We start from the raw sequence: 20,295 nt of genomic DNA on the forward strand, positions 1-20,295 counted from the left end.
TTTTCAAATCGATACGTGAAATTCTTGAAGGGGAACAGGGAGGAAGGAACTGCCGAGGCAGTTCCTTCCTCCCTGTTCCCTGTAAAAAACTTCCGGAGGCACAGGAGATTCTGTGTATCGGGAGCAGAAGAGCCCGTCCATCAGGCACAGGAGATTCTGCGTATCGGGGCGGGGCAGAAGCTTCCGCCCTCCGGGCATAAGACATCCCTCCGGACAGAACCAGGAATGCCGCTTTCTCACCGGGATTCCGTCATATCTGCGCGAGGCATATTCAGCATAAAGCTGCGACTTCGTAAATCAGTCTTTCGGTTTCGTCCCAGCCGAGGCAGGGATCGGTGATCGATTTTCCGTAGACGTGTTTATCTGTTCCGATTGGCTGACATCCGGGTTCGAGATAGCTTTCGATCATCAGGCCCTTCACCAGCTCGCGCACACGTGGATCATACTTTCTGCTGTTCAGAACCTCCCTTGTGATTCTGGGCTGCTGGTCGTATTTTTTACCGGAATTTGAGTGGTTCGTGTCTACGATCACCGCGGGGTTCGCCAGAGTCGTTTCATTATAGAGTCTGAGAAGAAGTTCAAGGTCCTCGAAATGATAATTCGGAACGGACTCACCGTGTTTATTTGTCGCGCCGCGGAGAACACAGTGCGCCAGGGGATTGCCGTCCGTCTTGCATTCGGAGTTTCTGAAGATAAAGGTATGTCCGTGCTGTGCCGCGATGCAGGAGTTGATCATGACGGACATGTCGCCGCTGGTAGGGTTCTTCATTCCGACGGGGATTTCAATGCCGGAGGCTGTCAGACGATGCTGCTGGTTTTCTACGGACCTTGCGCCGATTGCGACATACGAGAGAATATCATCCACGTAGGACCAGTTCGCGGGGTAGAGCATTTCATCGGCAGCAGTCAGACCGGTCTGCTCCATGGAGTGGATGTGAATGTTGCGGACAGCGATCAGACCGGCTTCAAGATCCGGTTTGCCCTCCGGATCCGGCTGGTGCATGATGCCTTTATAACCCATGCCGGTGGTTCTGGGTTTATTGGTGTAGATTCTGGGGATCAGAAGCAGACGGTCTGCAACCTTGTCCTGAATCTTTGCCAGGCGCTCGGTATATTCCAGAACAGAATCTTCGCTGTCTGCAGAGCAGGGACCGATGATCAGGAGAAATTTATCGGATTCGCCGGTGAAAATTCTGCGGATTTCGTCGTCCCGGGCTGCCTTGATCTTCTTCAGATTCGCAGATACCGGAACCCGTTCCTTAAGTTCCTCTGGAGTGGGAAGGTTTTCCATAAATGTAAAGCTCATAGTGTCTTCCTTTCGCCGGCAGAGAGCTGCCGTTACAATGAAAACCAGCATAAAAAACTGGCCTCACAGAAATTATCTATAAAAGAAAATAGAAATTATCCATGAGAAGCAACTTAAAACAAAAACATAATACACCAAGCCGGCTGTGATGTCGAACAAATCTGAACCATTGCTTTTCATGCGGGAGAATATGATTCACTGCTGCTGATACGGAGGAGTCTGCAGCGCGGTGCTGTTGCCGATGCTGTTACAGGGGAATGCTCAGCGGCTGGGCTGCTACAGGGGAATGCTCAGGGATGTTGCCGAGGAATGATCCGCGGCTTGACGCAGGGCGCAGGCAATGCTATTCTAAGGACAAAAAACTGTAGTGTTTTAGTAGGCTTTTATATTCGCGGAGCCCAGCCTGCGGGGCATGGGCCTGTATATGAAAATAGTATCAGACAGGGTTTGGTGATTTATATATGAAATTATCGACGAGAGGGCGTTACGGACTGCGTGCGTTGATCGATCTTGCGTCCCACGAGGATGAGGGCGCGGTCTCCACACAGAGCATCGCTCAGAGACAGAACATATCCGAAAGTTATCTGGAGCAGCTGATTCGCATGTTGAAAAAAGGCGGGCTCGTCCTGAGTGTCCGCGGAGCGGGCGGCGGGTACCGGCTGGCAAAGAGGGCATCCGAGATCTCGGTCGGCGACATCCTGCGGTGCCTTGAGGGAAGTCTTGACGCGGTGGAATGCCCGGCAATTGAGGGAAGTGACTGCGACAGCGCAAATGCGTGCGTATCCAAGTTTGTATGGAAGAGGATCAATGACGCTATAGCACAGGCGGTCGATTCCGTATGGCTGTCTGAGCTGGTAGAGGAAAGCCATAAGCTGCAGACGGCGCAGGCAGAGGAAAGCCACAGGCAGCAGTCGACACAGATTAAGAAAAGCCACAAGCTGCAGACGGCGCAGAAGGAAAATAAGGGCAATTCAGCCGCTCGGGACGGCGATGAAATCAACGCACGGATCATACGCGAGATTCAGAATCGGGGGCTTTGATATGATATATCTGGACAATGCTGCGACAACGAGGACAGATCCTGAGGTAGCAGAGGAGATGCTGCCATTTTTTTCCGAGGATTACGGGAATCCCTCCGGGATTTACGGGATCGCGCAGAAAAGCCGGGCAGCAGTGACTGAAGCGAGAGAAAGAACAGCTCATGTACTGGGGTGCAGAGCGGATGAGATCTATTTTACATCCTGTGGAAGTGAGTCAGACAACTGGGCGCTGAAGGCAGCGTTTGAGGCATATAAGGACAAGGGGAGACACATCATCACGACGAAGATCGAGCATCCCGCAATCCTGAATACCTGTGAGTATCTGGAGAGAGAGCGGGGAGCAGAGATTACCAGACTGGATGTGGGCCCCGACGGGATGGTGGATCCTCGTGAACTGGAGAAATCGATCCGGCCGGATACGATCCTGATCTCTGTCATGACGGCCAACAATGAGATCGGAACCATTGAGCCGATACGTGAAATCGGTGAAATCGCCCGGCGGCACGGCGTGCTTTTCCATACCGACGCGGTACAGGCATTCGGACAGATTCCGCTGAATGCGGATGAACTGAACATCGACATGCTGAGTGCCAGCGCACACAAATTCAATGGCCCGAAGGGAGCCGGTTTTCTGTATATCCGGAAGGAAGTCGGAATCCGGTCCTTCCTGCACGGCGGCGCGCAGGAGCATAACCGAAGGGCCGGGACAGAAAATGTGCCGGGCATTGTGGGACTCGGAGCGGCGGCGAAAAAGGCGGAGGAAAATCTCGTTCAGAAGATGGAGAAGGAAACCCATCTCAGGGATTATCTGATCCGCAGAATCCGGGAGGAGATACCGAACGTAAAGCTGAACGGCCCGGATCCGGAATCGGCACTGGACGGAGATACACGAACTTCGGCGGGACGGCTTCCGAACAATGTGAATTTTAGCTTTGAATTTGTAGAGGGAGAATCCCTTCTGATCATGCTTGATATGAGACAGATCTGCGCGTCCAGCGGCTCCGCCTGTTCCTCCGGTTCCCTGAGTCCGTCTCATGTACTGAAGGCCATCGGGCTTTCCGACAGCCTCGCGCATGGCGCTTTGCGGCTGACGCTGTCCGCGGAGACAACGAAGGAAGAACTCGACACTACCGTTGAGGCAATACGGGAAATTGTGGAGAGACTGCGCGGTATGTCGCCAAGGTATGAGGCGTACCGGAACGGAACGCTGCAGGCGGAGACGGAGACAGGAAGAAAATGAGCAATAGAAAAACAGTAGTAGTCGGTATGTCGGGCGGTGTGGATTCGTCCACCGCGGCATATCTGCTGAAGGAAGAGGGATACAATGTAATCGGAGTCACAATGCAGATCTGGCAGGAGGAAAATGAGTGCCAGATGCAGGCAGAGGGCGGGTGCTGCGGCATCAGCGCTGTTGAGGACGCAAGAAGAGTGGCAGAGGTTCTGGACATACCTTATTATGTCATGAATTTCAGGGATGTATTCCAGGAAAAGGTGATCAATTATTTTACCGCGGAATATCTCGCGGGGAGAACACCGAATCCGTGCATCGCCTGTAATCGTTACGTGAAATGGGAATCGCTTCTGAAGCGCAGTCTGGAGATCGGGGCGGACTTCATAGCAACAGGTCACTATGCCAGAATCCGCCATCTGGACAACGGCAGGTACGCGATCGCGAATTCTGTGACCGCCGCGAAGGATCAGACGTACGCGCTTTACGGGCTTACGCAGGAGCAGCTGTCGCGAACCCTCATGCCGATCGGCGATTACAGCAAACCCGAGGTGCGGAAAATCGCGGAACGTGCCGGCCTTCCGGTTGCCCATAAGCACGACAGTCAGGAAATCTGCTTTGTGCCGGACGGGGACTATGCCGCCTTTATCGAAAGAGATACCGGAAGGAGGATGCCGGAAGGCAATTTTGTCACGAAGGACGGAAGAGTGCTGGGGCATCACCGCGGAATTACTCACTACACCATCGGCCAGCGGAGAGGCCTGGATCTTCCGATGGGCGAAAGAGTGTTCGTGACAGAAATTCGTCCGGAGACAAATGAGGTCGTCATCGGTACCGGCAGCGATGTTTTTACGGATACGCTGAAAGCAGATCATCTGACCTTCATGGGGATTGAAGATCTCCCAATGGGAGAAGAGGAACATTTCCTGGCAAAAATCCGGTACAACCACAGGGGAACCGGCTGCCTCGTAAAAAGAACGGGCGAGGACGAGATTACCTGCGTGTTCGATGAACCCGTCCGCGCCGTGACACCCGGACAGGCACTGGTCTATTATCGGGACGGCTATGTTGCGGGAGGAGGCATCATCGGGAAATGATGATGAATCCGAACAAATTCGGCCGCAGACAGGCAAAAGTACTTGAATTTTAGAGGTATATTCGTTATTATATATCCGAGGTTGTTAAACTTTAAACATAACAAACAACATTTTTTAGGAGGAAATTAAATTATGGCAGTAAGAGTTGCGATTAATGGTTTTGGACGTATTGGCCGTCTTGCATTCCGTCAGATGTTCCAGGCAGAGGGATATGAGGTAGTTGCGATCAACGATCTTACAAGCCCGGAGATGCTCGCATACCTTCTGAAATATGACACAACGCATGGCCGTTACAACGGAACCGTAGAAGCAGCAGACAACGCAATCATCGTAAACGGCAAGAAGATCACAATCTATGCCGAGAAGAACGCTGCAGATCTTCCTTGGAAAGAGCTTGATATCGACGTAGTTCTGGAGTGCACCGGATTCTACACATCCAAAGAGAAATCCATGGCACACATCAATGCAGGTGCAAAGCATGTAGTTATCTCCGCACCGGCAGGAAATGACCTGAAGACTATCGTTTACAACGTAAACCATAAGACAATCACAGCAGATGACCAGATCATCTCCGCTGCATCCTGCACAACCAACTGCCTCGCTCCTATGGCAAAGGCTCTGAATGACCTCGCTCCGATCGAGTCCGGATTCATGACCACCGTTCATGCTTACACCGGTGATCAGATGATCCTTGACGGACCGCAGAGAAAGGGCAACCTTCGCAGATCCAGAGCTGGCGCTCAGAACATCGTTCCGGCATCTTCAGGAGCTGCAAAGGCCATCGGAAGCGTTCTTCCGGAGCTGAACGGCAAGCTGAACGGCGCTGCACAGCGTGTTCCGGTAGCTACCGGTTCCACCACAATCCTTGACGCTGTAGTTGACGCTGAGGTTACCGCTGATCAGGTTAACGCACAGATGAAGAAAGAGGAGACTGAGTCCTTCGCATACAACACCGATGAGATCGTTTCTTCCGATATCATCAACAGCACTGCAGGATCCATCTTCGACGCTACCCAGACAAAGGTTCTTCCGATGGGCAACGGCAAGACTCTGGTACAGGTTGTTTCCTGGTATGATAACGAGAATTCTTACACAAGCCAGATGGTTCGTACAATCAAATACTTCGGTTCTCTTCTGAACAAGTAATTGAATTGACAGAATCTGACGCGATTGAATCATACAAAATATCCTCATAGAGGATTTTGTATGCCATATGCGTAAGACCTGAACGGGTCCGGTCTATAAAGGACCGGGCCCGTTTACTTTTTCGCGGAACCGGAACGCCGCCAGGAACAATCCGCGCGATATAATACGCATAACCGTGCGATGCGATTATCTGTAATACGCATGACCGTGCGATGTGTTTATCTGTAATATGCATATCCGGTGTCCGGCAACGCAGAAACATCTAGATAAAAGGAGAAAAATCATGGCATTAAACAAGAAAACAGTTGATGACATCAACGTAAAAGGCAAGAGAGTCCTGGTTCGCTGCGACTTCAACGTACCGCTGAAGGACGGAAAGATCACAGACGAGAACCGTCTGGTAGCAGCGCTTCCCACCATCAAGAAGCTGATTGCTGACGGCGGAAAGATCATTCTCTGCTCTCACCTTGGAAAGGTAAAGACAGAGGAAGACAAAAAGACAAAGACACTCGCTCCGGTAGCTGCACGTCTGTCTGAGCTTCTCGGCCAGGAAGTCAAATTCGTTCCGAGCCCGGTTGTCGTTGATGACAATGTCAGAGCGGCTGTAAACGAGATGAAGGACGGAGACGTGATTCTTCTTGAGAACACACGTTTCCGCAAGGAAGAGACGAAGAATGAGGATGCATTCTCCAAGGATCTTGCTTCTCTCGCGGATGTATTCGTAAACGACGCGTTCGGAACCGCACACCGTGCGCACTGCTCCAACGTAGGCGTCACAAAGTACATTGACACCTGTGTGGTAGGATATCTGATGGAGAAGGAGATCGCATTCCTCGGCAACGCCGTTGAGAATCCGGTTCGTCCGTTCGTGGCGATCCTCGGCGGAGCAAAGGTAGCGGACAAGCTGAACGTTATCAACAACCTGCTGGAGAAATGTGATACCCTGATCATTGGCGGCGGAATGGCTTACACCTTCCTGAAGGCAAAGGGGTATGAGGTTGGAAAATCTCTTCTTGACGAGACAAAGATCGACTACTGCAAGGAGATGATGGACAAAGCTGAGAAGCTTGGCAAGAAGCTCCTGCTTCCGATTGACACTGTAGTAATCAGCGAGTTCCCGGATCCGATCGATGCACCGATTGACACAGAGGTTGTCGACGCGGACAAGATCCCGGCAGACAAAGAGGGCGCTGATATCGGACCGAAGACCATCGCTCTGTACAGCGATGCAGTGAAGTCCGCTAAGACCGTTGTATGGAACGGACCGATGGGCGTATTCGAGAACCCGATTCTGGCAGCAGGCACAAAGGCAGTCGCAGCAGCACTTGCCGAGACCGATGCCACCACAATCATCGGCGGCGGTGACTCCGCGGCGGCAGTCAACCAGCTCGGATACGGCGACAAGATGAGCCACATTTCTACCGGCGGCGGCGCTTCTCTTGAGTTCCTCGAGGGCAAGGAGCTTCCGGGCGTAGCAGCGGCAAACGACAAGTAAGTAAGGTATAAGCTCTTCGAAAACGCGGACAGGATCGTCACGCGCGGAGCGTGTGTAAGAAAATGTAGGATTGCCAGAGTGCGAAGCACGAAGCAATCCGCAGCTTACACGGTTTACGACAGAATGCAAATAGAAAATACAGATTTTCATACAAGGAGGCCACTACAATGGCAAGAAGAATTCTGGCAGCAGGCAACTGGAAGATGAACAAGACACCTTCCGAGACGAAGGCACTTATTGCGGAGATGAGAAAGACATGCGCTTCCGACAGCGTAGATGTTCTGCTCTGCGTACCGGCAATTGACATCCCGGCGGCAGTAGAAGCAGCCGCAGGCTCCAATATCCAGATCGGCGCAGAGAACATGTATTTCGAGGAGAGCGGCGCATACACCGGAGAAATCTCTCCGGCTATGCTTGTTGACGCAGGCGCGAAATATGTGATTCTCGGACATTCTGAGAGAAGAGACTACTTCGGTGAGACATCCGAGGATGTCAACAAGAAGATGAAGAAGGCCTTCGAGCACAATCTGATCCCGGTTATGTGCTGCGGCGAGTCTCTGACACAGAGAGAGCAGGGCATTACCATGGACTGGATCCGTCAGCAGGTTAAGGTTGGTTTCCAGGATCTGACTGCAGATCAGGCAAAGACGGCAATCATCGCATATGAGCCGATTTGGGCGATCGGAACCGGAAAGACCGCTACATCCGATCAGGCAGAGGAAGTCTGCAAGGGAATCCGTGACCTGATTCGTGAGCTCTACGGAGCAGAGGTCGCAGAGGAGATCCGTATCCTTTACGGCGGTTCTGTAAAGCCGGCAAATGCAGCAGAGCTTTTCGCAAAAGAGGACATCGACGGAGGCCTCGTCGGCGGCGCTTCCCTGAAACCGGATTTCGGCGATATCGTTAATTACAGCAAGTAATATCCTCTGCGCAAGTCGTGGAAAATCAAGGACGGGCAAACGGGCAGGAGCGGGTTTTCAACCTTGACTACCTGCTGTTTGCCATGTAAAATATATTCGTTAAGTAATGCCCCGCAAGCGGGGCATAAGGTTACATTATCATCAATATTTTAGGAGGAAATAAGTAAATGGCTAGAAAATGGGTCTACCTGTTCAGCGAAGGCAATAAAGACATGCGTGAGCTGCTCGGTGGTAAAGGCGCTAACCTTGCTGAGATGACAAATCTGGGACTTCCGGTTCCGCAGGGATTTACCATTACTACAGAAGCTTGTACCCAGTACTATGAGGACGGCCGTCAGATCAATGACGAGATCCTCGGACAGATCAGAGAGTACATGGGCAAGATGGAAGAGATCACCGGCAAGAAGTTCGGCGATATCGAGAATCCGCTGCTTGTATCCGTTCGTTCCGGAGCTCGCGCATCTATGCCGGGTATGATGGACACCATCCTGAACCTGGGTCTGAATGAGCAGGTTGTTGAGACAATGGCCAAAAAGTCCGGAAATCCTCGCTGGGCATGGGACTGCTACAGAAGATTCATCCAGATGTTCTCTGATGTAGTTATGGAAGTTCCGAAGAGCCTCTTTGAGAAGCTCATCGACAAGAAGAAAGCTGAGAAGGGAGTTAAGGACGATGTAGATCTGACCACAGAGGATCTGCAGGATCTTGTAAAGCAGTACAAGGTGCTTTACAACGAGAAGATCGGCAAGGACTTCCCGACAGACGCAAAAGAGCAGCTGGTTGAGGCAGTAAAGGCTGTATTCCGTTCCTGGGACAACCCGCGTGCAAACGTATACCGTCGTGACAACGATATCCCGTATTCCTGGGGAACCGCTGTTAACGTACAGATGATGGCATTCGGTAACATGGGACCGACTTCCGGATCCGGTGTTGCATTCTCCCGTGATCCTGCAACCGGTGAGAACGCATTCTACGCTGAGGTTCTGATGAATGCTCAGGGTGAGGATGTCGTTTCCGGTGCACGTACACCTATGAAGATCGACGAGATCAAGGTAAAGCTGCCGAAGATCTACGACGAGCTGATCGCCATCTCCAACAAGCTGGAAGATCACTACAGAGATATGCAGGACATGGAGTTCACCATCGAGGATGGAAAGCTTTATATGCTGCAGTGCCGTAACGGTAAGAGAACCGCAAAGGCAGCTCTGAAGATTGCCTGCGACCTTGTTGCTGAGGGCAAGATCGACAAGAAGAAAGCGGTTCTTGACGTTGATCCGCGTAACCTGGATACCCTGCTTCACGGTTCCTTCTCCAAGTCCGTTGTAAAGAACGCGACACAGATCGGCAAGGGACTTCCGGCTGCTCCGGGTGCTGCTTGCGGTAAGATTGTCTTCACCGCTGAGGAAGCAAAGAACGCTGCAAAGGACGGCGAGAAGGTCGTTCTGGTTCGTCTTGAGACCTCTCCTGAGGATATCGAGGGAATGAAGGCTGCTCAGGGTATTCTGACCGCTCGTGGCGGAATGACCTCCCATGCAGCAGTAGTAGCACGTGGCATGGGCGCATGCTGCGTAGCAGGATGCTCTGATATCTCCTTCGCTGAGGACGGAAAGTCCTTTACCCTTGGCGGAAAGACCTATCATGAGGGAGATGTGATTTCCTTCGACGGTTCCACCGGAAACATCTATGACGGCGCTCTTGAGGTTCAGGAAGGCGCAGTTGAGGATGAGGATTTCGCAAAGCTGATGTCCTGGGCTGATGAGTTCAGAACCATGAAGGTTCGTACAAATGCTGATACCCCGACTGACGCAAAGAAGGCTCGTGAGCTTGGCGCTGAGGGAATCGGTCTGTGCCGTACAGAGCATATGTTCTTCGCAGGCAACAGAATTGATGCCATCCGTGAGATGATCGTCGCTGACAACAAAGAGGATCGTGAGAAAGCTCTTGACAAGATTCTTCCGCTTCAGCAGGGCGACTTCGAGCAGCTCTTCGAGGCCATGGAGGGAGACCCGGTTACCATTCGTTTCCTGGATCCGCCGCTTCATGAGTTCGTTCCGAAGACAGAAGAGGACATCAAGAAGGTTGCAGATGACACAGGCAAGACTGTAGATCAGGTTAAGGCTGTAATCGCAGGACTGGTTGAGGCGAACCCGATGATGGGACATCGTGGATGCCGTCTGCCGATCACCTATCCGGAAATCGCAGTAATGCAGACAAAGGCTGTTATCCGCGCTGCCATCAAGGTTCAGAACGCGCACAAAGACTGGACCATTGAGCCGGAGATCGAGGTTCCGCTTGTTGGAATCGTAAAAGAGATGAAGTTCGTCAAGGACATCATCGTTAAGACTGCTGATGCTGAGATCAAGGCAGCAGGATCTGATATGAAGTACAAAGTCGGCACCATGATCGAGATCCCGAGAGCCGCTCTGACCGCTGACGAGATCGCAAAGGAAGCTGAGTTCTTCTGCTTCGGTACAAACGATCTGACACAGATGACATTCGGATTCTCCCGTGATGATGCAGGTAAGTTCCTTGAGTCTTATTATGACAATAAGATCCTTGAGAACGATCCGTTCGCAAAACTGGATCAGGATGGCGTCGGCAAGCTGATGAAGATGGCTGTAAAGCTTGGCCGTGAGACCAACCCGAAGCTTCCGATCGGTATCTGCGGCGAGCATGGCGGAGATCCGTCTTCCGTTGAGTTCTGCAACGAGATCGGTCTCGACTATGTATCCTGCTCACCGTTCCGTGTTCCGATTGCGCGTCTTGCAGCAGCACAGGCTGCCATCAAGCAGGCAAAGTAATCCGGTCTTTCACAGACTTTTAATTGAATCAAACCGGGTCTCTGCGATACGCAGAGACCCATAGCGTCCAAAAGCAGGGGCTGCTGCACTACGTGAGTAGTGCGGCAGCCCCTTAATATATGCGTCAGGCGTACAGAACAGAAAATCCCGGGAAGCCAGTAAATGAATGGCTTCCCGGGATTTATCTCGTTCTGTTATTCAAATTCAATGTCAGATGACGATTTCTTGATATCTCATGGTGCGTTTTTACGCTAAAAGATTTCATCACGTGTTATCTCGTCCTCACTCATTTTCACCAGTATTTTTTCTCCGTGTCGCAAAACTGTCGCACGGGGCTTTTTTGTGGCTAACCTTCGTGCGACACCATGATTTCCAATAATGGGCCATTTGTCTGCATCGAAGAATAATCCTGACTCCCCACCTTGAATTTTGCCAGAGCGTCTGCTATTTTTTCATCGGCTCCAGGGTATAGGTGGCCATAGGTATCAATAGTGGTTTTAATTGATTCATGTCCGAGCCTCTTAGAGATCTCTGCGATCGGTACGCCAAGGTGAACCAGCATGGCTACATGGCTGTGTCTAAGGTCATGCACACGGATTTTCGGGAGATTGGAAAGATTCGAAAGGCGCTCCATCTCTTTTTCAAGGGCAGACCTTGTGAAGTAGAAGATCCGTTCGTCCTGCTTGTACCCGTATAGGGCACTCGTATATTTCCGAAACTCAGCATAGAGGAAATCCGGAATAGTGATTTTCCTTCTGCTCTTTTCCGTCTTCGGAGTCAGCATCATCTGCTGACCCTTTACCACTGCAAAGTTCTTGTTCACATCTATCAGGTCCGGATGCACATCCTCCATGGTAAGCGCCAGCAGCTCTCCGGCTCGCATGCCGGTCCAGAAGAGGGTATTAAGAGCCAGGTGCATGGCAGGCTTCTTTTCGAATGAAAGGAACTTTTCGAACTGATCCTTTGTGTAGAACTTCATACCGGATGCGCTGCTCCTGCCAATAGAACCAGCAAGAGCACATGGATTCTGTGTGAGCCCATAGAATTTTACCGCATAGTTTAGAATTGCAGACAGCTGGTTGTTGATTGTCTTGAGGTAGGTCTGCGAATATGGCTTTCCATTCGGCCCAGTGAAAGCCATTAGATCATTCTGCCACTGACGTATATCAGATACAGATATACTGCTAACCTGTCTTTCCCCGAAAGCAGGTATGATTCTACCTTCTATAAGGAATTTCTTGTTCTCTAAGGTTGTAGGCTTAAGACGCACTGACATATCTTTGTAATATGCGTCAACTAAGGCCCTGAAAGGAATATCTGCTTTTCGGCTAAGAACGCCGAGAAAATCCCTCTCGAACTTCTGGGCCTCAGCTTTTGTCCGGAACCCTCTCTTATACGTGTGGATCCGTTTTCCTGTGTAATCCACATAATGAAATGAGGCAAACCATGTTCCTCTCTTTTTATCCTTATATGCTGGCATAAGTGCATCCATCCTTAATCCTCACCTTTTAGCGCATCAGCAGTAAAAGACTCGATTTTGTTTTCTGGTGTGTAATCGAAACGAATTTCACCAGACTGGATGGAACGCCCATCCTTATCGCTGTCAATAATCGCAAAGGTAATATCTGAACCGGCAACGCTGATCGTCACTTTCTTTCCATCCAGATCATAGGTACCGTAGGCTGCCTTTGCTGACTTTGATCTGAAATCAGGCTCGGCAAATGCCAATACACCATCCTCACGGAACTTGAATACATATACATGATTGTCCAATGATCCAACATAATACCCATCAAGTAGTGGATTTTCATTTTTCTCAGATTCCGCCGATTGCACAGATGATGTCGCAGACTTTTCCTGATCCGGTACCTTTCCCGAACCAGAACCGCATCCGGACAAAGCTAGGACAGAGGATAGTAACAATATTGCCATGAATCTTTTTCTCATCTAAGTACCTTTCACAGAAATCGGAATGCTGCAACATTCGATTAACCGTGCTCCCTAATATCGATACCTTCGGTACCACTCGAAGGATACTATTTTGCTTGCGGTAACCCTGATGCCTGTTCTGCGACTAATGCCTTATTTTGCTCAACCAGTGCTTCCTTAGCCTTACCTATTATGATGTCTCGATAATCCTCATTTAGCTGTCTGAACGTCGTAAGAAGTTTCCGCTCTGGCTTGCTGATGGTCTGCAAAAGAAGTTCATCATCTGCAGATATCCTTTTCCTTTCCGACAGATCAAGCAGCCAATCGGTACTCACATGCAGGCACCTAGCTATTTTAATTAGATCTTCGATTGAAGGGACGGGATTCGAGTACAGATAAAGATCCTTCTTTTGTTTTGAGAATCCTGTGAGTTGCATGAACTTTTCTTCTGACATTCCTTGAATCTTCATCTCGCTGCGGATTTTTTCTTTAATAGAGAAATCTCCTCTATCAATGAACACATGACTTGCATCTCGGCCGGTCGTAGGTTCAAGACCAAGAAGCTTTTCGGGCGTAGTGTCGAGAGCAGAAGCCACAGATTTTAAGAGATCCGGATCAAGACTCGTCGTAACCCCTCTTTCCATATTGGATATGACCTGTGCTGATACACCCACCTTTTTTCCCAGCTCAGCCTGAGTCAACCCCTTGAAATTCCTCTGCTCCCGCAGGGCTTCTCCAAATCCTGTCATAGGCATTACCTCCATCCATAGATTAACATATTTAACGCCATGAGATAAAAATATAACAATATACGTTAATTTTTTATTGACATCAACAACATCCGCTAGTATTATTGGACATGGGATAACAAAAATTGTTATTCGAATCTGAGAGAGAAAGGAGGATTTTAATGCGCCACGTTTATGAAAATATCGAGCTAATTCGAGAGGCCCGTGGAATCTCGCAGACCAGGATGGCAGAGGACTCCAAGGTTCCGGTCATGATGATGCACCGGTGGCTTACTGGTCAGTCTAAGCTCCCAGCTGACGCCATGAAGCCGATAGCAAAGTCTCTCTTGGTATCCGATATCGATATTTTTTTTGATGACGAACTAACAGATTCTGTTACTCAGTCCCATTAACTAACATAATTTTACAGACAGGAGGAGAGCAAATAAATGGGAACTAAACCATCAAAGGCTCAAGACAACGTGTTCTGCAAGGCTCGATTGGGGGCGGCAAAATACAATGACTCTCTCAAGAGCCGTGAAGGAGCCGCAGCTGCTCTCGGATACGGAGATGCATCTACCGTTGCCAAGTGGGAGCTGGGAACCACAAAACCATCACCGGAGGCGGTGCTGATGATGTCTGAAGTCTATGGATCCCCGGAGCTTGCGAATTATTACTGCGCACATATGTGCCCGATCGGACCGGAATGCGGGATTGAAGAGGTGAAGGTAGATGATCTTGACCGGATTACGATACGAGCACTGGTTGGCCTGAAGCAGGCGCAGTCAATATCTGCACAGCTCTTGCAGGTCACAGCTGATGGATCTGTATCTCAGGACGAGAGAAAGAGCCTTGATTCCATCGTCAACACCTTAGACAGCCTGGAGCAGGCTACGGAATCACTCAAAATGTGGATCAAAAAAAATCTTTAAGGAGGTGCCTATGAGATCGAATGGCGTAATCAGAGTACTTACCCAGGGAGACAGATCCTACTACACATCCGGAGATGTACAGAGACTCCTCGGAGTCGGAAGATCACTTGCCTACAAGATGATCAAGACTACCAGGCAGGAGCTGATTGACTCAGGAGCAATGTCGGATTTGTATCCGCAGGGAAAGATCCCAAAAAGTTACTTCAACAAGCGATTCTGTATACCGGAAGGAGGAAGAAATGAAAAGAAAGAAGCGTAAGAAGACAAGCCTACATGACAGAATCATCACGGGAGTCACATTTTTTTCATTCACTTTCCTTGGGTTGCTGGCAACTGGTCTTGATTACCCGGATGACAGAAACTGGAAGATTTGTCTGGCACTCATGATTCCATGTCTGATCTGGATCGGGCTTTTCGCATATGCAAATGACCCAGACAGAATTGCCAGGCAGGAAGAAAAGGAGGAGATGAACTATGCCGCAGAAAACGGAAGCAGAGGCACTACTGCAGACAGAGATCAGCAAAGAGCTGTTTGATCAGGCTCTGGAGCGTGCAAAAAGAAAGCAGAATCGGATTTACGAAAGCACAAACAGAGCTTGCGTAAAAGACGAGTGGTATTTGCTCCAGCTCACGGTTGAGGCAGTAAGAGATATCACATTTGAAGAGTACACATGGGCTCTCTGCAATATGAAAAAAGAGCGCCAGAGCAAAGCTCCGACACTCTCAACGGTCAATCATATTGTAGCAGGCTCTCAAGCTTAAAGCAAGGAGGTCGCATGGCTACAACATCAATTATGCTAACTCAGCAGTACCCAGAAGACAAATTTAATCTTTTGGGGAACACATCAGTAATGACCACTATTCCGGATCTTATGACTCCGGTCATCCAGGTGGTCAGCATTTCCCCCGATCCGGCAAAAGGAGAGGTCTATATTCAGCAGAAGGCATCTGAAGAATGGTACGACAGGAGCGGTAGAAAGCATCCAGGAACAGGCGCAAAGTATGCAATTACAAAGAACGGTCTGAAGAAACTGGCAGATGGTGCCGGCATCAAGATGGTTCGCTCGGAGCATGTCCTTCCAAACACCTGTCAGAAATGCGTGGCTGCCAATCAGAGTCTTGGAAAGCCTGTTCCGTGTGGAACATGCCAGAACAAGGATATAGCATTTAAGGTCACAATTTCGGTACCTCAGCTTACGGGAGAATCGATAACCGTGGAGGATACGAACGAGATAGTATTTTCCAATCTTTCGTTCAATTCAGAAAAGGAGCGTGCACAGTTCCTTAAGTTTATGCCTCAGATTTGCGAGGCGAAGGCACTTAACGGGGCTATCCGTACGGCCTTACATCTTAAGGGTACTTATACCCTACAGGAGCTCCAGAAGCCTTTCGTGGTGGCTTACCTCGTTCCGAATCTTGAAAATGCAGAGGTCAAGGAAGCTGCTATCAGGAGTATGTTCGCGTCAACTTCAAACCTCTACGGAACCAAGGCACCTACAGTCGAGCATATCGAGGCAAAGGCTCCGAATGTTCCACAGATTGAGATGTCAGAAAATGACCAGGACGTAATTGACCAGTACGTGAATGAACCGGCGCAGGAAGATCCACGGGCCATCCCGCAGAACATGCAGCCTGCTCCAGTGCAACAGCAGCCTCAGGCTCAGTACCAGGCTCTATCACAGCAGGGTCAGCCGTCGCCGTCGCAGGCTTATCACTGTTCTCAGTGCGGACATGAAATCGCAGAGAAGGTCTACAACTACTCAATGCAGAAATTCAATAGGCCTCTTTGCTATCAGTGCCAGGATGCCATAAGGAGGGGAAATAAATGATTCGAATATTACACTCTGCCGATTGGCACGTAGGTCCAAGGAAGGGCCCGGAAAAGGACGGAGTAAACCTCCGTGAAGCTGATACATATAAGTGCCTTGATACACTGGTCGAGACAGCAGAGAAGACACGCCCGGATTTCACTCTGGTGCCCGGGGATCTCTTCGATGTCGCAGCCGTAGGACAGGGCAGAAGCCATAGAGAAGTTCTAAAAGTACGTGAGATTATTCAGAAATTAGCTAATTACAGCGACCACGTGATCGTCATGAGAGGAACACCGAACCATGACTCCGCTGAGGCATTCGAGGAGCTGAAGGCTCACTTTGAAAAGGTTAGTAATGTCAAGATCATTACGGAGCCGAAGCTTCTTAAGTTCGATGATGAAGGCGTGAATATTGCTGTTGTTCCCGGCTTCGATGCCGGTGTATTCCGTGCTAAGTATCCCGGCCTTTCCAAGGAGGAAGAGAATGAAGCGTTCACGCAGGAGCTGGCGAACCTCATCACCGGTCTGAAGGCCGAGTGTGATACCGGTGCAAAGACCATCCTCATGGCTCACAATACCGTGCCAGGATGCAATACAGAGGCAGGTCAGAACACCTTTCTGCAGAACTTTGAACCGGTAATCACATCGGAAACTCTGCATGCTGCCGATTATGACCTGATGTGTCTTGGGCATATCCACAGACCACAGGAGCTCCCGAATGTTCCTCATTGCTTCTATTCCGGAGCAATCAACGCTCTGAATTTTAATGACGAAGGCCAGGAGAGGGGCTTTTGGGTTCATGGATTCATGGATGACGGAAGTCTCGAGAGTCAATTCGTGAAGACTCCATATAGGCATTTCCAGACCATCCGTCTTGGCGAGGAAGATATCAGACAGATCAATGTCGGTGCTGCAGAGCTGGTCGGTGCCACGAAGTGGATCGGGAAGATCGATAACAAGATTGTCCGCATTCTATATCGCTGTGATGAGGACGCAAACAAAGCTTTTAATCACGCAGAGATGGAGCGCTACCTGTACATGGATGGAGCCTTCTATGTATGGGACATCAGCCCGGAGAGGATTGAGCAATCGGCGAACCGAAAGGACATGGATCAGATGAGCCCTGAAGACAATCTCAGAGAATATCTGGAGGATAAGGGCTATGACAACGAATCCATTGAACGGCTTGTCCAGAAAGCCAGGCCCATCATCAGCACTGCGATTGTAGACAGTAATACATCTGCACTTATTGGAATATTCACGCCAATAAGCATTGAGGTGAAAAATTACAGGAACTACGAAGAGGAGTCTTTCGACTTCCGTGATATCCGATTCTGCACCATTAATGGTCAGAACGGAGCTGGCAAGTCTTCCCTATTCATGGATGCGATCCTTGACTGTCTCTGGGAAGAGACAAGAGAGGGAGACCTTACAGGATGGATCCGGAACGATGAGAAAGCACGGTCTGGATCTATATCCTTCACTTTCTCTATTGGTGACAAGTTCTTCCGGGTTACAAGAACCAGGGCAAAGAGCGGAAAAGCCACTCTGAATCTGTCAGAGCAGATCGAAGGTGAATGGGTAAATCGCTCCAAGGAGAGATTCAAAGACACCCAGGACGAGATCACGAAGCTGGTTGGCATGGATTCCATGACATTCAAGTCCTGTGCTCTCATCATGCAGGACCAGTATGGGCTATTCCTTGAAGCACCGAAGGATGCCAGGATGCAGATTCTCAGCAACATTCTCGGACTTGGAATCTATGGAAGCATGGAAAAATTAGCCTGGGATGAGGGCAGACAGCATGGAGCGAAGATGAGAGCTGCACAGGCGGAAGTAAAGGTGCATGAGCAGACGATAGATTCCTATGGGAACCCCAAGGAAGAATTGGCAACCCTCACAAAGCAGATGCAGGAGCTAAAGGCAGAACAGGAAGCAGTGACTGCTGAGAAGGATAAGATTACGGCCGGTCTAAATGCTCTTAAATTGACCATGGAGAGGCGTGATACCTTGCAGGCATCTATTACTACCTTCGAACAGAAAAAGACGGAAATAGAGGCATCCGTGAAGGCTCAGCAGGACGTCATTGATGCTTCACGGTTGATACTTGATTCTGAGCCAATGCTTAACCAGAAGGCCGAGGAATATTCGACACTGGAAAAGAGAAAGCAGGAGATGGCTTCCGATGCAGCAGTATATCAGGCGAAGCTCACACAGCTCCACCAGATCATTGACCGATCCGACAGGCTGAGTCACCAGATAGAGGAAAAGGAAGCTCAGATTGAGCGGAAGAAGCAGGAGCAAGAATCCCTTAATGCCACTGAGAATGTGGATGACATTACGTCCAAGGCTGCTGAGTACGCCAAGAAGAAGGCTGAATATGACCGCATGACGCAGGACCGTCAGAAATACCTTATCGCCAGCCAGAAGGTAAGGGATGCAAGAACAGACCTTTCCAGGGAGGAAGATTCCTGGACAGCGAAGGAGCAACTTTATATCCAGCAAAGAGAGTCCTTGAAGCGGCAGACGCAGCTTCTGGATGATTCCGGATGTGTGGATATCGAGCATGCTAACTGCCGGTTTCTACAGAGCGCAATAGCCGCCAAGGAAAAGCTCTCCGAAATGGAAGCCCAGTATGAAGAGATGATGAATGCCAAAGAGGCGGACCTAAATACATTTACTGATGCAGTAAAGCAGGCTGAAGGAAAACTTCTCTCACTTCACTTTGACGAGGAGGCATACAGAAACCTGGCTATCGAGACATCGAACCTGTTGGAGGCCGCAGAGAAGGCAAAAAAGCTGGAAGAACAGAGAATGAAGCTGTCCTCGCTGAAGGCATCGATTGAGGCTGATGAATCCGCCCTCGCAGATCTGAACAAGCAGTCTGAGGCAGTTATCGCCGAGCAGGATCAGGCGATGAAGGATTGCAACCAGTACAAGGCTGCATCTGATGCCCTGGCTCAGATTGAGACAGAGCTTGCAGCTCTACAGAAGTTCGTTGACCAGCACGCAAGGCTCCCGATCTACAAAGAGCGACTGGCCAATGCAAGCGAACGGATTAAGGATATGAACGACCGGATCTTTGATCTGACTGCAGCCATCGCTGAAAAGAAGCTGGAGCTTGCGGATCTCGTAGTCAGTCTTAGCGGGTATAAGGAAACACAAGACCAGCTCGCCCTTACCTCTTCACGGCTCAACGGAATCAATCTCAGGCTGGCCGATATGCAGAAGCAGGCTGGAGGATATGAGCAGAAGATTTCTGAGATTGAAAGACTCGAGAGTGGAATACAGGGCCTGCGAGCAACCATTAAGGAGTTGTCGGTTGAGACAGCAGACTTCGACACCTTGAAGGCAGCTTTCTCGCAGGATGGAATTCCGCATCAGATCGTAAGGAGCATATTGCCTAAGCTTGCATCTACGGCGAACACAATTCTGTCTCAGATGACCGGAGGGAAGATGTCTCTCGACTTTCAGACAGAGAAGACATTGAAGAGCAATAGTAAGAAGGAGGTTGAAACGCTTGACATCCTGATTACGGAATCCGGTAAGTCCACGCTTCCATACCTCAGTAAGTCAGGCGGAGAAAAAGTTAAGGCTTCCCTATCCGTCATCCTGGCACTATCTGAAGTGAAGAGCGAAGCTGCCGGCACTCAGCTAGGGATGCTCTTTATCGACGAGCCGCCTTTCCTTGATTCTGAGGGGATTGAAGCCTACTGCGACTCCCTAGAAACGATCCAGATGAGGTATCCAAACATCAAGATCATGGCAATAACGCATGACCCGAGGATGAAGGCACGATTCCCTCAGTCAATCACAGTAACTAAAGATGAGCATGGAAGTCATGTTCAGTGGGATTAAGTATT

The 20,295-nt window shown here is 49.9% G+C and carries 16 protein-coding genes and 1 pseudogene; 13 read left to right on the forward strand and 4 right to left on the reverse strand.

Annotated elements, in window-relative coordinates:
• Positions 1–271: 271 nt before the first annotated feature.
• Positions 272–1,306, reverse strand: a complete 1,035-nt coding sequence (locus tag ACTQ3A_RS00595; protein WP_441100983.1) for a 3-deoxy-7-phosphoheptulonate synthase — start codon at positions 1,304–1,306, stop codon at positions 272–274.
• 461 nt (positions 1,307–1,767) lie between these two features.
• Between ACTQ3A_RS00595 and ACTQ3A_RS00600 the strand changes: the two are divergent.
• From ACTQ3A_RS00600 to ppdK, 7 genes and pseudogenes are all read left to right on the forward strand, one after another.
• Positions 1,768–2,178: pseudogene (locus ACTQ3A_RS00600) on the forward strand (RrF2 family transcriptional regulator); the annotation flags it as partial.
• A gap of 169 nt (positions 2,179–2,347) precedes the next feature.
• Complete coding sequence (gene nifS / locus ACTQ3A_RS00605; RefSeq protein ID WP_441100982.1) at positions 2,348–3,586, forward strand: cysteine desulfurase NifS; 1,239 nt, start codon at positions 2,348–2,350, stop codon at positions 3,584–3,586.
• Positions 3,583–4,671: a tRNA 2-thiouridine(34) synthase MnmA gene (gene mnmA / locus ACTQ3A_RS00610; protein WP_441100981.1), complete on the forward strand. Its 1,089-nt coding sequence runs from the start codon at positions 3,583–3,585 to the stop codon at positions 4,669–4,671. Before nifS ends, mnmA begins: the two co-directional genes overlap by 4 nt.
• 132 nt (positions 4,672–4,803) lie before the next feature.
• Positions 4,804–5,817 (forward strand): type I glyceraldehyde-3-phosphate dehydrogenase, encoded by a 1,014-nt coding sequence (gene gap, locus ACTQ3A_RS00615; RefSeq protein ID WP_441100980.1) that lies wholly within the window; start codon positions 4,804–4,806, stop codon positions 5,815–5,817.
• Between the two features lie 283 nt (positions 5,818–6,100).
• Positions 6,101–7,312 carry a phosphoglycerate kinase gene (locus ACTQ3A_RS00620; protein WP_441100979.1) on the forward strand — a complete coding sequence of 404 codons (1,212 nt, stop codon included), beginning with the start codon at positions 6,101–6,103 and terminating at the stop codon, positions 7,310–7,312.
• Between the two features lie 167 nt (positions 7,313–7,479).
• Positions 7,480–8,232, forward strand: a complete 753-nt coding sequence (gene tpiA, locus ACTQ3A_RS00625; protein ID WP_441100978.1) for a triose-phosphate isomerase — start codon at positions 7,480–7,482, stop codon at positions 8,230–8,232.
• 167 nt (positions 8,233–8,399) lie between these two features.
• Entirely contained in the window at positions 8,400–11,033 is a 2,634-nt protein-coding gene (gene ppdK / locus ACTQ3A_RS00630) for a pyruvate, phosphate dikinase (protein WP_441100977.1), read from the forward strand.
• Positions 11,034–11,379: 346 nt separating this feature from the next.
• Here the strand turns inward: ppdK and ACTQ3A_RS00635 are convergent, their stop codons facing one another.
• The 3 genes from ACTQ3A_RS00635 to ACTQ3A_RS00645 all read right to left on the reverse strand — a co-directional run bounded on the left by ACTQ3A_RS00635 (position 11,380) and on the right by ACTQ3A_RS00645 (position 13,711).
• Positions 11,380–12,525: a site-specific integrase gene (locus ACTQ3A_RS00635; protein ID WP_441494214.1), complete on the reverse strand. Its 1,146-nt coding sequence runs from the start codon at positions 12,523–12,525 to the stop codon at positions 11,380–11,382.
• Positions 12,526–12,527: 2 nt separating this feature from the next.
• Entirely contained in the window at positions 12,528–12,965 is a 438-nt protein-coding gene (locus tag ACTQ3A_RS00640; RefSeq protein ID WP_441495213.1) for a hypothetical protein, read from the reverse strand.
• A gap of 104 nt (positions 12,966–13,069) precedes the next feature.
• Positions 13,070–13,711, reverse strand: coding sequence for a helix-turn-helix domain-containing protein (locus ACTQ3A_RS00645; RefSeq protein ID WP_441494212.1), 642 nt, complete (start codon positions 13,709–13,711; stop codon positions 13,070–13,072).
• 428 nt (positions 13,712–14,139) lie between these two features.
• Between ACTQ3A_RS00645 and ACTQ3A_RS00650 the strand changes: the two genes are divergently transcribed.
• From ACTQ3A_RS00650 to ACTQ3A_RS00675, 6 genes are all read left to right on the forward strand, one after another.
• Positions 14,140–14,622, forward strand: coding sequence for a helix-turn-helix domain-containing protein (locus ACTQ3A_RS00650; RefSeq protein ID WP_441494211.1), 483 nt, complete (start codon positions 14,140–14,142; stop codon positions 14,620–14,622).
• 10 nt (positions 14,623–14,632) lie between these two features.
• Positions 14,633–14,881, forward strand: a complete 249-nt coding sequence (locus tag ACTQ3A_RS00655) for a hypothetical protein (protein ID WP_441494210.1) — start codon at positions 14,633–14,635, stop codon at positions 14,879–14,881.
• Positions 14,862–15,158 carry a hypothetical protein gene (locus ACTQ3A_RS00660; protein WP_441494209.1) on the forward strand — a complete coding sequence of 99 codons (297 nt, stop codon included), beginning with the start codon at positions 14,862–14,864 and terminating at the stop codon, positions 15,156–15,158. The genes ACTQ3A_RS00655 and ACTQ3A_RS00660 overlap by 20 nt, the downstream gene beginning before the upstream one ends.
• Entirely contained in the window at positions 15,097–15,384 is a 288-nt protein-coding gene (locus tag ACTQ3A_RS00665; RefSeq protein ID WP_441494208.1) for a hypothetical protein, read from the forward strand. The genes ACTQ3A_RS00660 and ACTQ3A_RS00665 overlap by 62 nt, the downstream gene beginning before the upstream one ends.
• Before the next feature lie 71 nt (positions 15,385–15,455).
• On the forward strand, positions 15,456–16,451 hold the full coding sequence (locus ACTQ3A_RS00670; RefSeq protein WP_441495214.1) for a hypothetical protein: 996 nt from the start codon (positions 15,456–15,458) through the stop codon (positions 16,449–16,451).
• Positions 16,448–20,290, forward strand: a complete 3,843-nt coding sequence (locus ACTQ3A_RS00675; protein ID WP_441495215.1) for a metallophosphoesterase — start codon at positions 16,448–16,450, stop codon at positions 20,288–20,290. The genes ACTQ3A_RS00670 and ACTQ3A_RS00675 overlap by 4 nt, the downstream gene beginning before the upstream one ends.
• Positions 20,291–20,295 lie beyond the last annotated feature (5 nt).

The sequence above is a fragment of the Bilifractor sp. LCP21S3_F8 genome (assembly GCF_052117805.1).
Lineage (GTDB): Bacteria > Bacillota > Clostridia > Lachnospirales > Lachnospiraceae > Bilifractor.

Bases quoted from the DNA above. Each gene is read 5' to 3' on its own strand.
- mnmA (WP_441100981.1), top strand. From the start codon at position 3,583: ATGAGCAATAGAAAAACAGTAGTAGTCGGTATGTCGGGCGGTGTGGAT.
- ppdK (WP_441100977.1), top strand. From the start codon at position 8,400: ATGGCTAGAAAATGGGTCTACCTGTTCAGCGAAGGCAATAAAGACATG.
- ACTQ3A_RS00595 (WP_441100983.1), bottom strand. From the start codon at position 1,306: ATGAGCTTTACATTTATGGAAAACCTTCCCACTCCAGAGGAACTTAAG.
- ACTQ3A_RS00645 (WP_441494212.1), bottom strand. From the start codon at position 13,711: ATGACAGGATTTGGAGAAGCCCTGCGGGAGCAGAGGAATTTCAAGGGG.
- ACTQ3A_RS00620 (WP_441100979.1), top strand. From the start codon at position 6,101: ATGGCATTAAACAAGAAAACAGTTGATGACATCAACGTAAAAGGCAAG.
- gap (WP_441100980.1), top strand. From the start codon at position 4,804: ATGGCAGTAAGAGTTGCGATTAATGGTTTTGGACGTATTGGCCGTCTT.
- ACTQ3A_RS00640 (WP_441495213.1), bottom strand. From the start codon at position 12,965: ATGGCAATATTGTTACTATCCTCTGTCCTAGCTTTGTCCGGATGCGGT.
- ACTQ3A_RS00665 (WP_441494208.1), top strand. From the start codon at position 15,097: ATGCCGCAGAAAACGGAAGCAGAGGCACTACTGCAGACAGAGATCAGC.
- tpiA (WP_441100978.1), top strand. From the start codon at position 7,480: ATGGCAAGAAGAATTCTGGCAGCAGGCAACTGGAAGATGAACAAGACA.
- ACTQ3A_RS00675 (WP_441495215.1), top strand. From the start codon at position 16,448: ATGATTCGAATATTACACTCTGCCGATTGGCACGTAGGTCCAAGGAAG.
- ACTQ3A_RS00635 (WP_441494214.1), bottom strand. From the start codon at position 12,525: ATGGATGCACTTATGCCAGCATATAAGGATAAAAAGAGAGGAACATGG.
- ACTQ3A_RS00660 (WP_441494209.1), top strand. From the start codon at position 14,862: ATGAAAAGAAAGAAGCGTAAGAAGACAAGCCTACATGACAGAATCATC.
- ACTQ3A_RS00655 (WP_441494210.1), top strand. From the start codon at position 14,633: ATGAGATCGAATGGCGTAATCAGAGTACTTACCCAGGGAGACAGATCC.
- ACTQ3A_RS00650 (WP_441494211.1), top strand. From the start codon at position 14,140: ATGGGAACTAAACCATCAAAGGCTCAAGACAACGTGTTCTGCAAGGCT.
- nifS (WP_441100982.1), top strand. From the start codon at position 2,348: ATGATATATCTGGACAATGCTGCGACAACGAGGACAGATCCTGAGGTA.